The sequence below is a fragment of the Micromonospora sp. NPDC092111 genome, from assembly GCF_044755745.1.
Taxonomy (GTDB): domain Bacteria; phylum Actinomycetota; class Actinomycetes; order Mycobacteriales; family Micromonosporaceae; genus Micromonospora.
Window position 1 is genome coordinate 29,725 of sequence record NZ_JBIVRQ010000001.1, and the last position, 12,701, is coordinate 42,425.

Annotated in this window: 11 protein-coding genes and 1 tRNA gene; 3 read left to right on the forward strand and 9 right to left on the reverse strand. The window is 74.6% G+C overall.

Features of this window, described 5'->3' with window-relative positions; translation table 11 throughout:
• Positions 1-343: 343 nt before the first annotated feature.
• Together ACIQG9_RS00125 and ACIQG9_RS00130 are read right to left on the reverse strand one after the other, a co-directional pair.
• Positions 344-416: transfer RNA gene (locus ACIQG9_RS00125), tRNA-Arg, on the reverse strand.
• A 38-nt stretch (positions 417-454) separates the two neighbouring features.
• Positions 455-1,654: an RtcB family protein gene (locus ACIQG9_RS00130; RefSeq protein ID WP_400396457.1), complete on the reverse strand. Its 1,200-nt coding sequence runs from the start codon at positions 1,652-1,654 to the stop codon at positions 455-457.
• 460 nt (positions 1,655-2,114) lie between these two features.
• Here ACIQG9_RS00130 and ACIQG9_RS00135 point away from each other — a divergent pair, with 460 nt between their 5' ends.
• Complete coding sequence (locus ACIQG9_RS00135; protein ID WP_400396459.1) at positions 2,115-2,891, forward strand: alpha/beta hydrolase; 777 nt, start codon at positions 2,115-2,117, stop codon at positions 2,889-2,891.
• Between the two features lie 57 nt (positions 2,892-2,948).
• Here ACIQG9_RS00135 and ACIQG9_RS00140 read toward each other — a convergent pair whose 3' ends face one another.
• From ACIQG9_RS00140 to ACIQG9_RS00160, 5 genes are all read right to left on the reverse strand, one after another.
• On the reverse strand, positions 2,949-3,455 hold the full coding sequence (locus tag ACIQG9_RS00140; RefSeq protein ID WP_400396462.1) for a DinB family protein: 507 nt from the start codon (positions 3,453-3,455) through the stop codon (positions 2,949-2,951).
• 138 nt (positions 3,456-3,593) lie between these two features.
• Positions 3,594-4,451 (reverse strand): M15 family metallopeptidase, encoded by an 858-nt coding sequence (locus ACIQG9_RS00145; RefSeq protein ID WP_400396465.1) that lies wholly within the window; start codon positions 4,449-4,451, stop codon positions 3,594-3,596.
• 6 nt (positions 4,452-4,457) lie between these two features.
• Positions 4,458-5,693: a D-alanyl-D-alanine carboxypeptidase family protein gene (locus tag ACIQG9_RS00150; protein ID WP_400396467.1), complete on the reverse strand. Its 1,236-nt coding sequence runs from the start codon at positions 5,691-5,693 to the stop codon at positions 4,458-4,460.
• A gap of 228 nt (positions 5,694-5,921) precedes the next feature.
• On the reverse strand, positions 5,922-6,701 hold the full coding sequence (locus tag ACIQG9_RS00155; protein WP_400396470.1) for a peptidylprolyl isomerase: 780 nt from the start codon (positions 6,699-6,701) through the stop codon (positions 5,922-5,924).
• A 73-nt stretch (positions 6,702-6,774) separates the two neighbouring features.
• Positions 6,775-8,025 carry a D-alanyl-D-alanine carboxypeptidase family protein gene (locus ACIQG9_RS00160; protein WP_400396472.1) on the reverse strand — a complete coding sequence of 417 codons (1,251 nt, stop codon included), beginning with the start codon at positions 8,023-8,025 and terminating at the stop codon, positions 6,775-6,777.
• A gap of 277 nt (positions 8,026-8,302) precedes the next feature.
• On the opposite strand from ACIQG9_RS00160, the gene ACIQG9_RS00165 reads away from it, so the two are divergent.
• Entirely contained in the window at positions 8,303-10,579 is a 2,277-nt protein-coding gene (locus tag ACIQG9_RS00165) for an ATP-binding cassette domain-containing protein (RefSeq protein WP_400396474.1), read from the forward strand.
• A 183-nt stretch (positions 10,580-10,762) separates the two neighbouring features.
• Here the strand turns inward: ACIQG9_RS00165 and ACIQG9_RS00170 are convergent, their stop codons facing one another.
• Complete coding sequence (locus ACIQG9_RS00170; protein ID WP_400396475.1) at positions 10,763-11,176, reverse strand: protein-tyrosine phosphatase family protein; 414 nt, start codon at positions 11,174-11,176, stop codon at positions 10,763-10,765.
• 607 nt (positions 11,177-11,783) lie between these two features.
• Between ACIQG9_RS00170 and ACIQG9_RS00175 the strand changes: the two genes are divergently transcribed.
• Entirely contained in the window at positions 11,784-12,347 is a 564-nt protein-coding gene (locus ACIQG9_RS00175) for a transposase (RefSeq protein WP_400396477.1), read from the forward strand.
• On the opposite strand, the gene ACIQG9_RS00180 is transcribed toward ACIQG9_RS00175, so the two are convergent.
• Positions 12,337-12,648 carry a MazG-like family protein gene (locus ACIQG9_RS00180; RefSeq protein WP_400396479.1) on the reverse strand — a complete coding sequence of 104 codons (312 nt, stop codon included), beginning with the start codon at positions 12,646-12,648 and terminating at the stop codon, positions 12,337-12,339. The two genes, ACIQG9_RS00175 and ACIQG9_RS00180, sit on opposite strands and share 11 nt — an antisense overlap.
• Positions 12,649-12,701 lie beyond the last annotated feature (53 nt).

Below are 12,701 nucleotides of genomic sequence, written 5' to 3' on the forward strand. Positions count from 1 at the left end.
CGTGCTCCTCGTGGGGGTGAGCGGGGGCGTACGCCCGGACGTCACCGTCCCGTCTGTCGGGGTCGACTGGGGGTGGACGGGATCCCCGTGACCCGGGGGTGGGGTCACGGCGGAAACGCCGGGGAAGGAAACACTGACATGTATCAATCTCGGGGTCAACTGGCCGGACGGTGTCACATTCCCGGCCACCGGACCGAGCGACACCGGGCGGCGACCAGCTCCGCCGTACCGGCGTTCCCGCTGATCGGCCGGGCCGGGCCGCCGCCGGCGTCGCCGCTGCGGCCAGCCCGCCGTACGGCGGGATCACCTGGGGTAGCACCGCGAAGGCCGGACCACCGTGCCGTGCCCCGACCAGGATTCGAACCTGGGCTCTCCGGTTTCGTAGACCGGCGCGCTGTCCGCTGCGCCACCGGGGCGTACGACCGGCGCCCACCCCCCAGGGGCGCCGGTCGGCCTAACCCTTCACACAGACCACCTGCTTGAGGTGGGCCACCACCTCGACCAGATCGTCCTGCCGCGCCATCACCTCGGTGATGTCCTTGTACGCCCCGGGGATCTCGTCGACCACCCCGGCGTCCTTGCGGCACTCCACCCCGGCGGTCTGCCGGACCAGGTCGGCGGTGCTGTACGTCCGCTTCGCCTGCCCCCGGGACATCCGCCGCCCCGCGCCGTGCGACGCCGAGCAGTACGCGTCCGGGTTCCCCCGGCCCCGCACGATGTACGAGCCGGTGCCCATCGACCCCGGGATGATGCCCAGGTCCCCCCGACCGGCCCGGATCGCGCCCTTGCGGGTGACCAGCACGTCGACGCCGTCGTAGCTCTCCTCCGCCACGTAGTTGTGGTGGCAGGAGATCGGCTCGCCGAACCCGACGTCCGGGAACCCGTCGCGGACCACCCCGCAGAGCAGGGCGAGCATGACCGCCCGGTTGCGCCGCGCGTACTCCTGCGCCCACCACAGGTCCCGGCGGTAGGCGTCCATCTCCGGGGTGCCGGCGAGGAACACCGCCAGGTCACGGTCGGGCAGGTCGGCGTTGTGCGGCAGCGTCCGGGCCACCGCGATGTGCCGCTCGGCCAGTTCCTTGCCGATGTTGCGGGAACCCGAGTGCAGCATCAGCCAGACCTGCCCGGCGTCCGGGCCGTCCTGCTCGACGCAGACCTCGATGAAGTGGTTGCCGCCGCCGAGGGTGCCGAGCTGGTGCCGGGCCCGGTGCTCCAGCGGCGCCACCTTCCGGTCCAGTTCGTCGAAGCGCCGCCAGAAGGCGTCCCAGCCGGCCTGCTCCAGGCCCCGGACCCGACGCGGGTCGACCGGGTCGTCCCGCTTGGCGAAGCCGACCGGGATGACCGCCTCGATGGCCGACCGCAGCGGCCCCAGGTTGTCGGGCAGGTCGGCCACGGTGAGCGAGGTCCGCACCGCGGACATCCCACAGCCGATGTCCACCCCGACGGCGGCCGGCGAGACGGCCTGCCGCATCGCGATGACCGAGCCGACGGTGGCGCCCTTGCCGAAGTGCACGTCCGGCATCACGGCGACGCCCTGTACCCAGGGCAGCGCGCCGATGTTGCGCAGTTGCTGCGCGGCCTGCGGCTCGATGCCGTACGGGTCGGTCCAGACCCGTACCGGGGCCTTGGTGCCCGGCAGCGGGGTGAATGCCATCGTCGTCTCCTCTTTCGTCGGATCGCGCCCCGGTCGGGGACGGTGGACAGCTCGTGGGCCGCCGGAGTCGAATTCGGCGGGAGGTGGCGTGCGAAGCCGCTCCGCGCCCCGGCACGCGGCCGAGCCACCCCGGTGGGTGCCGGGAACGAAGAAGCCGCCCGGTCCCCGATGGGGTGGGCGGCTGCGCGACGCGCTGGCGCTATCCGCGCCGCCACCCTTGTCGCCAGCCGCACCGGCCCTGACGCTGGCCCCGGGATCGTTGCCCGGCCAACGACACCGCACCACCGCGCGGCATGGGCCGCGTGGGCTCGGTGCTGGTGTGCTGCTGCACGGCGGGCTCCCCGGATCGTTCGGCGTGATGTTGCCGTTGACGGTAGGCCCCGCCGTCCGGCGCCCGCAACGGCTATTCCGGGGGCGGGTTAACCGACGGCCGCCACCGCGACCGGTACGGTGACGGACCATGGCATTGCTGCGCTGCGACTTCCACTCCGAGGCGCTGGGCCACGACACCTCGATGACGGTCATCCTGCCGCACCGCACGCCGTCCCAGCTCGGGGCCGACGGCGACCCGCCGGTGCTCTACCTGCTGCACGGCATCGCCGACGACGACACCGGCTGGCTGCGCCGCACCTCGATCGAACGGTACGTGGCACCGCTCGGCCTGGCCGTGGTGATGCCGCAGGCCGGACGCAGCTTCTACGCCGACGAGGCGCACGGCAACCGGTACTGGACGTTCATCAGCGAGGAGCTGCCGCAACTGTGCCGGTCGTTCTTCCGGCTCTCCGATCGCCGGGAGGACACCTTCGTGGCCGGGCTGTCGATGGGCGGCTACGGGGCGGTGAAGTGGGCGCTGCGGCAGCCGGCGCGGTTCGCCGCCGCGGCCAGCCTGTCCGGCGCGCTCGACGTCGCCCACCGGCGCGACCACCCGACCCGGCCGGTCGACCCGGCCGTCTGGCACACCGTCTGGGGTGACCGCCACGTCCCGGGCAGCGACGACGACACGGTGGCGCTGGTACGCCGGGCCGGGGCGGGCACTCCCCCGCTCTACGTCGCTTGCGGCACCGAGGACTTCCTGTACGAGGACAGCCTGCGCTTCGTCGAGGCGGCCCGGGGGCAGGGGGTGCCGGTCACCGTCGAGTTCTCCCCGGGCGACCACGACTGGACGTACTGGGACGCGAAGATCCAGGACGTGCTGGCCTGGCTGCCGCTGCGCACCCGGCCGCCGGCCGGGCCCTGAGCCGCCCGGCGCGGAGTTGCGCCGGTGGGCCGGCCCGCGCCGGGAGCGGGGCGGCGGTCAGACGCCGACGGTGCCGTCGACGCCCTCCCGTAGCAGGTCGGCGTGGCCGTTGTGCCGGGCGTACTCGTGCATCATGTGCAGCATCACCAGGCGCAGCGACACGTCCTCGCCCCAGCGCGCCTGGTGGCCGGTCACGTCGAGCGAGGCGGCCTCCCGCTCGATCCGCCGGGAGTGCTCCACCTCCCGCCGCCACGCCTCGAACGCCTCCGCGCCGGTCGACCCGGTCGGGTCGTACGCCTGCTGGTAGTCGCCGGTGTCGGACCAGAGCAGCGGGACGTCCTCCGCGTTGATCACCCGCCGGAACCAGGCCCGCTCCACCTCGGCCAGGTGCCGCAGCAGGCCGAGCAGGGTCAGCGTCGACGGCGGCATGCTCCGCCGACGCAGCTCGTCGTCGGTGAGCCCCGCGCACTTCATCGCCAGGGTGGCGCGGTGGAAGTCGAGGAAGGCGCGCAGCGTCTCGCGTTCCCCGGCGAGCAGGGGTGGACCGATCCGTTCGGTGGTCACGTCGGATCCTTCCCGAGGGGTGACGGGGCCGGTCCCGGGCAGGGTTCGGCGGTGGCCGTCGGGCAGCCTATCCCGGCGCGGCTGCCGGTTCCGCCGGGGCCGTTTCCCGGGCCACGGCGACCTCCGGCCGGGACGGGGTCAGCGGGGCGGCAACGCCGACCGGGCCACCGGGAAGTCGAAGTAGCTGTCCGGGTAGGGCTCGTCGGCGTACCGGTAGTGCCACCACTCCCGGTCGTAGTTGACGAAGCCGCCCCGGGTCATCAGGCGCTGCAGCGACTGCCGGTTGGCCCGGGCGGCGCCGGTGACCCGGGCGTCGCCGGTGTGCGCGAGCGGGTCGAAGCAGTCGAACCCGGTGCCCATGTCGACGCCGCCGTCGGCGAACCGCCGGTCGGCCGGGGCGGTGCACGCCACCAGCGGCTGACCCGGGACGTACCTGGCCCCGGCCGGCGCCGGCAGGGGCTCCAGGGTCAGGTCGAGGGTGCTGCCCCGGCTGTGCGCGGTGGGTGCGCCGAGGTACCCGTCGGCGAACAGCCTCGACTTGGCCACCGTGGGATAGAACTCGGCCCTCATCTGCTGCGCGGCGGGATCCGCCGCCCAGCGGACGAAGTCGTCGGCGGCCCGCTGCGGGCGGTAGCAGTCGTACACCCGCAGGCTCAGCCGCTGGGCGCGGGCGGCGTCCTGCACCCGCCGCAGCGCCTCGGCGGCCGGCCGGGTGAGCAGGCAGAGCGGTTCCTGGTAGCCGTCGACGGGCCGGCCGACGAAGTTGTGCGGGCCCGCGTACCGGATGTCGACGGCGATGCTCGGGTCCACCTCGGACAGCAGCACGACGTCGGCCGGGGCGCGCGGCCCGGTGGCGCTGGGCGTGGCCGCGCTCGGCACGGGTGCCGGGGTCGCCGGCCGGCCGCAGCCGGCCGCCAGCACCGCCAGGGCCAGCCCGCCGGCCAGCAGCCGACCTGCCGCCCGGCGCCGGGCCGCCGGACGCCGTCGCCCGTGCACGCCGGGTCACCGGCCGTGGCGTACGGCACGGCGGCGGTGCCGCAGGGCGAGCAGCAGCACGGCGAACCCGGCCACGACGCCGGCCAGGCAGACCGCGACCAGCGGACGCGACCAGTGGTGGTTGGCCAGGTCGAGCCGCCCCGGGCCACCGGCGGCGGCCAGGGCGGGCGCGGTGCCGGCGGGCGCGGCCGGGCCGGCGGTCAGCTCGCCGGGGTTCACCAGCCGGCCGACGGCCACGCCCCGGGGCAGCCCGAAGCCCCAGTCGAGCAGCGCCGCGCCCTGCTCCCAGCCGCGCTTGTCGAGGACCTCGGCGCCGAGCAGGGCGACCACCAGGCGGCGACGGTCGCGCTCGGCCGCGCCGACGTAGGTGTGCCGGGCCAGGTCGGTGAAGCCGGTCTTCCCGCCGAGCGCCCCCGGGTACCGGTAGAGCAGTTGGTTGTCGTTCTGGATCCCGAACGCCTTCTCGCCCAACGCCGGCTGGGCCGGGATCGTCGTCGTCCGGGTGGTGTCGTAGCGGCGGAAGGTGGGGTCGGCGAAGCAGGACCGGGCGATCAGCGCCAGGTCGTACGCGCTGGTGAACTGGCCCGGCCCGTCCAGCCCGGACGGGGTCACCGCGTGCGTCTGCAGGGCACCGAGGTGGTGGGCGTACGCGTTCATCGCCCGTACTCCCCCGGCCAGCCCGTCGGGGCCGCCGCCGAGCCGGGCCAGGGCGTTGGCGGCCTCGTTGCCGGACTTGAGCAGCAGCCCCAGCCAGAGGGTCTCGATCCGGTACCGGCCGCCCTCGGCGAAGCCGACGGCGGAGCTGCCGGGCTCGATGTCGAGGTCCCCGTGGGTGAGCGTGACGGTCTCGTGCGGGTCGAGCCTCGGCAGCATGGTCGCGGCGAGCAGCAGCTTCTGCACGCTGGCCGGAGTGCCGTACTCGTGCGGGCCGCAGCCGCCCAGCACGTCGCCGCTGTCCAGGTCGGCGACCAGCCAGGAGGTGGCCGGCACGGCGGGTGGCGCGGGCGTGCCGCTGGGCGTCACCAGGCCGGCGGTGGCCAGCGCCGCGCCGCCGACGGCCCGTTGGGCGGGCTCCGCGCGGGGCGGTGCCGGACGGGGCGGCCGGGACGCCGACGGTACGGGCGCGCACGGCCCGGTGGTCACCGCCCCGGCAGCCGGGGCGGCCAGGGCGGCGGCGGGTGTGCCGGCCGCCGACAGCAGGAAGGCGGTGATGACGACGGCGCTACGGCCCCGGACTCTCACTCTGACGCACGGTAGTGACGGCTGGCCGGCCGGTCCGCCGGTCCGGCGAATCACGCCCGCCCCGCCCGACCGGCTCGCTAGGATGCCCCGCCCCGGCGGCGCGGTCGGTGCGGCCGACACGAAGGCCGACCGGGCGCGGGCGGCCGGCGGGGAGGGCTGAACCGACCCCGGCCGTCGTCGGTGGTGCCCCGGGGAGGCGCGCTCCCGGGGCACCACCGGTACGTCCGCTCAGCGGCCCCGGCTGGCCCGGGAGATCTGCACCGGCAGGGCCGGCGCGCCGTCCACCGGCGCGGGGTCCTCGCCGGTGGCGGCGATGCCCCCGGCGGCGATCCGGTCCAGGGTGGCCAGGCCGGCCGCGTCGATGCTGCCGAAGACGGTGTAGTTGGGACGCAGCGCGGAGTCCGACTGGACGAGGAAGAACTGGCTGCCGTTGGTGTCCGGGCCGGCGTTGGCCATGGCGAGGGTGCCCCGGGCGTAGAGCCGGCGGACCCCGGTGGGGTCGGTCGGCGCGGGCGGCAGGTCGGTGGGGAGTTCGTCGCGGTACCGGTAGCCCGGCCCGCCCTCGCCGGTGCCGGACGGGTCGCCGCACTGGAGCACCTTCAGCGTCGGGTACCCGGTCAGCCGGTGGCAGGGCGTCCGGTCGTAGAACCGGTGCCGGGCCAGGTGCAGGAAGCTCTGCACGGTGCACGGCGCCTGTTCCCGGTCCAGGGTCAGCCCGATCGGGCCCTGGCTGGTGCGCAGGGTGACCCGCACCGTGCCGCGGTCCGGCGTCCGGCGCGGGTCCGGCGGCAGCGGCACCGGCCGGGCGGCCGGCTCGTCGGGCGTCTGGGTGTACCCGCACGGCCCCTTGGTGGTCCGGGGCGTGGCCGGGTCGGCGGTCGGCCCGGCGACGGCGGCGGTGCCACCGGCGACGACCAGCGCGGCCGAGGCCAGCGCTACCCCGGCGAGGCGGGACAGCAGGGCGTGGCGGCGCGGCCCGCTGGCGGCCGGTCGGCGTTCACTCGACACTGTGGGTCCTCCTGGACTCGCGGTACCAGAAAGACCGGAGTCTATGGAGGGGTCGGCTGGTTGTCGACGCCGGTCAATCCCAGGCGACCCGACGCCGGACCCGGCGGGTGGCCCGCCTGCGGCGGCGTACGGCGACCAGGACGGCGAGCGCGCCGACCAGCCCGGCGACCCCGCCGATCACCGCCCCGCCGAGCCAGGACGGGTCACCCCCCGCCGCCCGACCGGCCGCGGCCGGGGCGACGGCGGCCGGGGCGGACGGCGGAGCCGGCGACCCGGCGGCGGCGGTCAGCTCACCGGGGTCGACCAGCCGGCCCACCGAGGCGTCCCGGGGCAGCCCGAAGCCCCAGTCGAGCAGCCGGGCTCCCTGCTCCCAACCGCGTACCGGGCGGGCCTCCGCGCCGAGCAGCGTGACCACGAGCCGCCGGCCGTCGCGCTCGGCCGCGCCGACGTAGGTGTGCCGGGCCAACTCGGTGAAGCCGGTCTTCCCGCCGAGCGCCCCCGGGTACCGGTGGATCAACTGGTTCTCGTTCTGGATCTGGAACCCGGGCCGGCGCAGGGTCGGCTGGGCCGGGATCTGGGTGCGTTCGGTCAGCGCGTACCGGCGGAAGGTGGGGTCGGCGAAGCAGGACCGGGCGATCAGCGCCAGGTCGTACGCGCTGGTGAACTGCCCCGGCCCGTCCAGCCCGGACGGGGTCACCGCGTGCGTCTGCAGGGCGCCGAGCCGCCGCGCCTCGGCGTTCATCTCCCGTACCCCGGCCGCCGCGCTGCCGGCGCCGAGCCGGGCCAGCAGGTTCGCCGCGTCGTTGCCGGACTGCAACAGCAGCCCCAGCCAGACCGTCTCGACCGGGTAACGCCCGCCCTCGACCAGGCCGACCGCGGAGCTGCCCGGTTCGATGTCCAGGTCCGGTCGGGTCACCGTGGCCACCCGCTTCGGGTCCAGCCTCGGCAGCATGGTCGCGGCGAGCAGCAGCTTCTGCACGCTGGCCGGGGTGCCGTACTCGTGCGGGCCGCAGCCGCCCAGCACCGCACCGGTGTCCAGGTCGGCGACCAGCCAGGAGGTCGCGGTGACCGGCGGGGGCGCGGGGGCGGCGGGCGGGACGACCAGACCGGAGGTGGCCAGCCCCTCCCCGCCCACGACCTGCTGCTCCGGCAGCGCCGGCGGGGGCGTGGGTCGCGGCGGGCGGGTCACCCCGGGGGCCGGCAGCTTCGGGCACGGCGCGGTCGACACGGGCGCGGCGGCCGGGACGGCGGCAGCGGCCGGAACCGGCGTCCCGGCGGCGAGGAGTACGGCCGCGACGGCGGCGGCCGGGACCCGGGCTCTCATGGTGAGGCACCCTACCGACCCGGCTGGCCGGGCCCGGGGCGACGCACCCGGCGGGGCACGCCGTACGCCCGGCCCGAGCCGGCGGCCGGCACCGCGCCCCCGACCACCCCGCGCGCCCCACCGGATGACCCTGGGTGGCGATCCAGCACCGCCGCAGCCACGCCAGCCACCCCAGGGTTGCCACGTGGTTTGAGACTTTCCTGGCCTCTACGCCGCTCTGAACACGGGAGGTGTCGGCGCAAGTCTGCACGGGAGGGTCAATGAGAAGATCGAAGGAATGGAGCAGCCAACGCGGTCCGCCGCCGACAACCACGACGTGATCGAGGTACGGGAGGCCCGGGAGAACAACCTGGCCGGGGTCTCGGTCGACATCCCCAAGCGACGGCTCACCGTCTTCACCGGGGTCTCCGGCTCGGGCAAGTCGTCGCTGGTGTTCGGCACCATCGCCGCCGAGTCCCGGCGTCTGATCAACGAGACGTACAGCGCCTTCCTGCAGTCGTTCATGCCGAACCTGTCCCGGCCGGACGTCGACTCGCTGCGCAACCTGACCCCGGCGATCGTGGTCGACCAGGAACGGATGGGGGCGAACTCCCGCTCCACGGTGGGCACCGCCACCGACGCGTACGCCATGCTGCGGATCGTGTTCAGCCGGCTCGGCGAGCCGCACGTCGGCGGGGCCGGCGCGTTCAGCTTCAACCTGGCCGAGGGCATGTGCCCCACCTGCGAGGGGCTGGGCCGGGTCTCCGACCTGGACCTACCCGCGATGGTGGACGTGGAACGCTCGCTCAACGACGGGGCGATCCTGGTACCGAACTTCGCCGTGGACTCCTGGTACTGGCAGACCATCGTCGGCTCCGGCCTGTTCGACCCGGACGTCAAGCTCCAGGACTTCACGGCGCAGCAGTGGGCGGACTTCCTGCACAAGCCGGCCACGAAGATCAAGATGGGGGCCAACAACTGGACGTACGAGGGGCTGGTGGTGAAGGTTCGCCGGCTCTACCTGGCCAAGGACCGGGAGTCCCTGCAACCGCACATCCGCGCCTTCGTGGACCGGGCGGTCACCTTCACCACCTGCGCCGGCTGCGACGGGACCCGGCTGAACGAGGCGGCGTTGTCGTCACGGATCGCCGGGCGCACCATCGCCGAGTGCACCGGCCTGCAGATCAGTGACCTGGCCCAGGTGATCCGGGGCATCGACGACCCGTCGGTGGCGCCGCTGGTGGGCAACCTGCGGGACACCCTCGACTCGCTGGTGGAGATCGGGCTGGGCTACCTCAGCCTGGACCGGGAGTCCGGCACCCTGTCCGGCGGCGAGGCGCAGCGGGTCAAGATGGTCCGTCACCTGGGTTCCAGCCTCTCCGACGTGACGTACGTCTTCGACGAGCCGACGGTGGGGCTGCACCCGCACGACATCGCCCGGATGAACGACCTGCTGCTGCGGCTGCGCGACAAGGGCAACACGGTGCTGGTGGTCGAGCACAAACCGGAGACCATCGCGATCGCCGACCACGTGGTCGACCTCGGTCCGGGGGCCGGGTCGGCCGGCGGCCGGATCTGCTACACCGGCGACGTGGCCGGGTTGCGCCGCTCCGACACGCTGACCGGCCGGCACCTCGACCACCGGGTCACCCTGCGCCACCCGGTACGCCGGCCCGCCGGCCACCTGCCGATCCGGGGCGCCGACCTGCACAACCTGCGCGACGTCGACGTGGACCTGCCGCTCGGGGTGCTGACCGTGGTCACCGGGGTCGCCGGCTCGGGCAAGAGTTCCCTGATCCACGGATCGCTGCCCCGCCGGGACGGGGTCGTGGTGGTGGACCAGTCCGCCATCCGGGGTTCCCGACGGAGCAACCCGGCGACCTGGACGGGCCTGCTCGACCCGATCCGTACCGCGTTCGCCAGGGCCAACGGGGTGAAGGCGGCGCTGTTCAGCGCCAACTCCGAGGGCGCCTGCCCGACCTGCAAGGGGATCGGGCTGGTCTACACCGACCTGGCGATGATGGCCGGCGTCGCCACCGTCTGCGAGGCGTGCGAGGGGCGTCGCTACACCGACGAGGTGCTGGCGTACCCGCTGCGGGGCAGGAACATCAGCGAGGTGCTGGCGATGTCGGTCGCCGAGGCGCGCGACTTCTTCCCGTCCGGGGCGGCCCGTACCGTGCTGGACCGGCTGGCCGACGTCGGACTCGGCTACCTGACCCTGGGGCAGCCGCTCACCACCCTCTCCGGCGGGGAACGCCAGCGGCTGAAGCTCGCCGTGCACATGGCCGAGAAGGCCACCACCTACGTACTGGACGAGCCGACCACCGGCCTGCACCTGGCCGACGTCGACCAACTGTTGGCGCTGCTCGACCGGCTGGTCGACGCGGGCAACACGGTGATCGTCATCGAGCACCACCAGGCGGTGATGGCACACGCCGACTGGATCGTGGACCTCGGCCCCGGCGCCGGCCACGACGGTGGCCGGGTGGTCTTCACCGGCACCCCCGCCGACCTGGTCGCGCACGCCGACACGCTGACCGCCCGCCACCTACGGGAGTACGTCGCCGCTCGATGACCGGGCGGCGAGCAGGTGACCCCTGCCCGGTGTGCCTGAGCGGCGCGCCCGTCGCACCGGGCGCGGCCGAGCAGGGGCCGCATCATCCACCGGGCGGCCGGGCGACGAGCAGGCCGTGGCCGGGCCGGCGGCCAACCGCCTCGGCGGCGGTCCGGCGGCGGGTCAGGCGGGCACCGGCGGTGGTCAGTGGTCGGGGAGCCGTCGGAGCCAGGCGCGCTGCCAGGGGGTTTCGACGGCCTTCGGGTGGTAGCGGTCGCGGACCCAGCCCACCGCGTCCCGCGCCGGCAGGCCGTCGAGGACCGCCAGGGCGGCGAGGGCGGTACCGGTCCGCCCGAGCCCGCCCCGGCAGGCCACCTCCACCCGCGCGCCGTCGTGCGCGCGGCGCAGCGCCTCGCGGAGGGCATCGAGGGCGTCGGCGCGGTCGAGGGGTAGCCAGAAGTCGGGCCACCGGATCCGCCGGTAAGGCCAGGCGGGTGCCGGGCCGGGCGCCAGGATCAGGGCGAAGTCGGCCGGCGACGCCGCATCGGCCACCCGCCGCCCGCGCACGGACGCGCCACCCGGCAGTACGACCACCCCCGCCGACCCGGACCATTCCACGCCGTGATTCTGCCCGGTACGCACAGACCGCGCCGCCCCCGGCCCTGACGGGTCGGGGGCGGCGCGGCAGATGCCGGTGCGCATGTCGCCTCTCGGCGCGTGGCGCAACGCGGCTCCAGCCGAACGGAACTCCGCGACGGCATTTCAGGTGAGGCCCGGGGACACTGAACACACCGACACCCGACTGACCACGCTACCCCGCCCGACGGACATCCGCCGGTCACGGCACCATCCGACCCGACGAGCGGGCACCACAGCCGGCGCCGGTCACCACCCCCAGCGGGTACGCGGCGCGTCGAGCCGGTCGACCGAGGCGTACCGGCCGTCGTCCCAGCGCCGGCGAGCAACGCCCGACCCACGCCCACGAAACAGACATAAGCCACCGAACTCAACAAGCCGACCTGCACTCGCGCAGCCACACCACGTGCATTCCCCGCTTCGGGTGCGTTTGTTGTCGCTATCGCAGCAACAAACGCACCCAAAGGCGGGTCGCGCAGCACGGAGACCCAGTCGGGAGCCGGACGCAAGTTCGAATTGCCCCCTGAGCCACCCCCGCTTTCATGGAGCTTCTTGATCATGGTCTGATGGCCGTGGGGAGGAAGTTTCTGTGGTCGCACCGAAGAAGTACCCCGATGAGCTACGTCAGCGTGCTGTGCGTTTGTACCGCGAGTCGGACCCGAAGCCGGTGATCCGACGCCTGGCCGAGCAACTCGGCGTGCATCACGAGGCGTTGCGGAACTGGATCAGGCAGGCCGAGGCTGATGCGGGTGAGCGTCACGACCGGCCCACCAGCGAGATGGCCGAGGAGAACCGGCGGCTACGTAAAGAGGTAGGCGAGCTACGGCGGGGCCAAGCCGGGGCCGGGGCCAAGCCGGGGCCGGGGCCAAGCCGGGGCCGGGGCCAAGCCGGGGCCGGGGCCAGGGGCCAGAGGCCAGGCCGGGGTGCAGGTGGGTGGCGAGGTTGCTCCAGCCGGTGGTCGGGCGGAAGCGGCGGGAGCGCCAGACCGCAGCCGGAACGACCGGACCACAGGAACGGCAGGAACGGCAGGAACGGCAGGAACGGGGACCAGGAGACCCCCTCGATCGCGAGCCATGCCGACAGCACTTCGGGAACAGCGCGAAGGCAAGAGAGAGGTCGAGTGGAACGGCGCGAACGAGGCGTCAGGGGGTGATCCGGGACTGGACCTTCGCGGCGCAGGTGGCCACCACCGTCCGGGCGTCCAGGCCCAGGCTCTCGATGGCGACCAGCGCCGTGAGGACCACGTCGGCCAGTTCGGCGGCCACGTCGGCGTGACTGTGGGTGACGCCCTTGCGCGGATTCTGGCCGAGCACCCCGATCCAGGCGCCGGCGGCCTCCCCCGCCTCCTCGGTGAGTTTGAGGATCCGGCAGGTCAGCTCGGTCTGGTCGGTGCCGTTGGCGGCGTCCAGCCAGGCCCGCGAGGCCCGGGCCGCATTCCAGATCAACTCGTCCACCCGTCCAGTGAACCGGACGGGGGTGACGATCCGTATCCGGGGCGGTCGGCGGG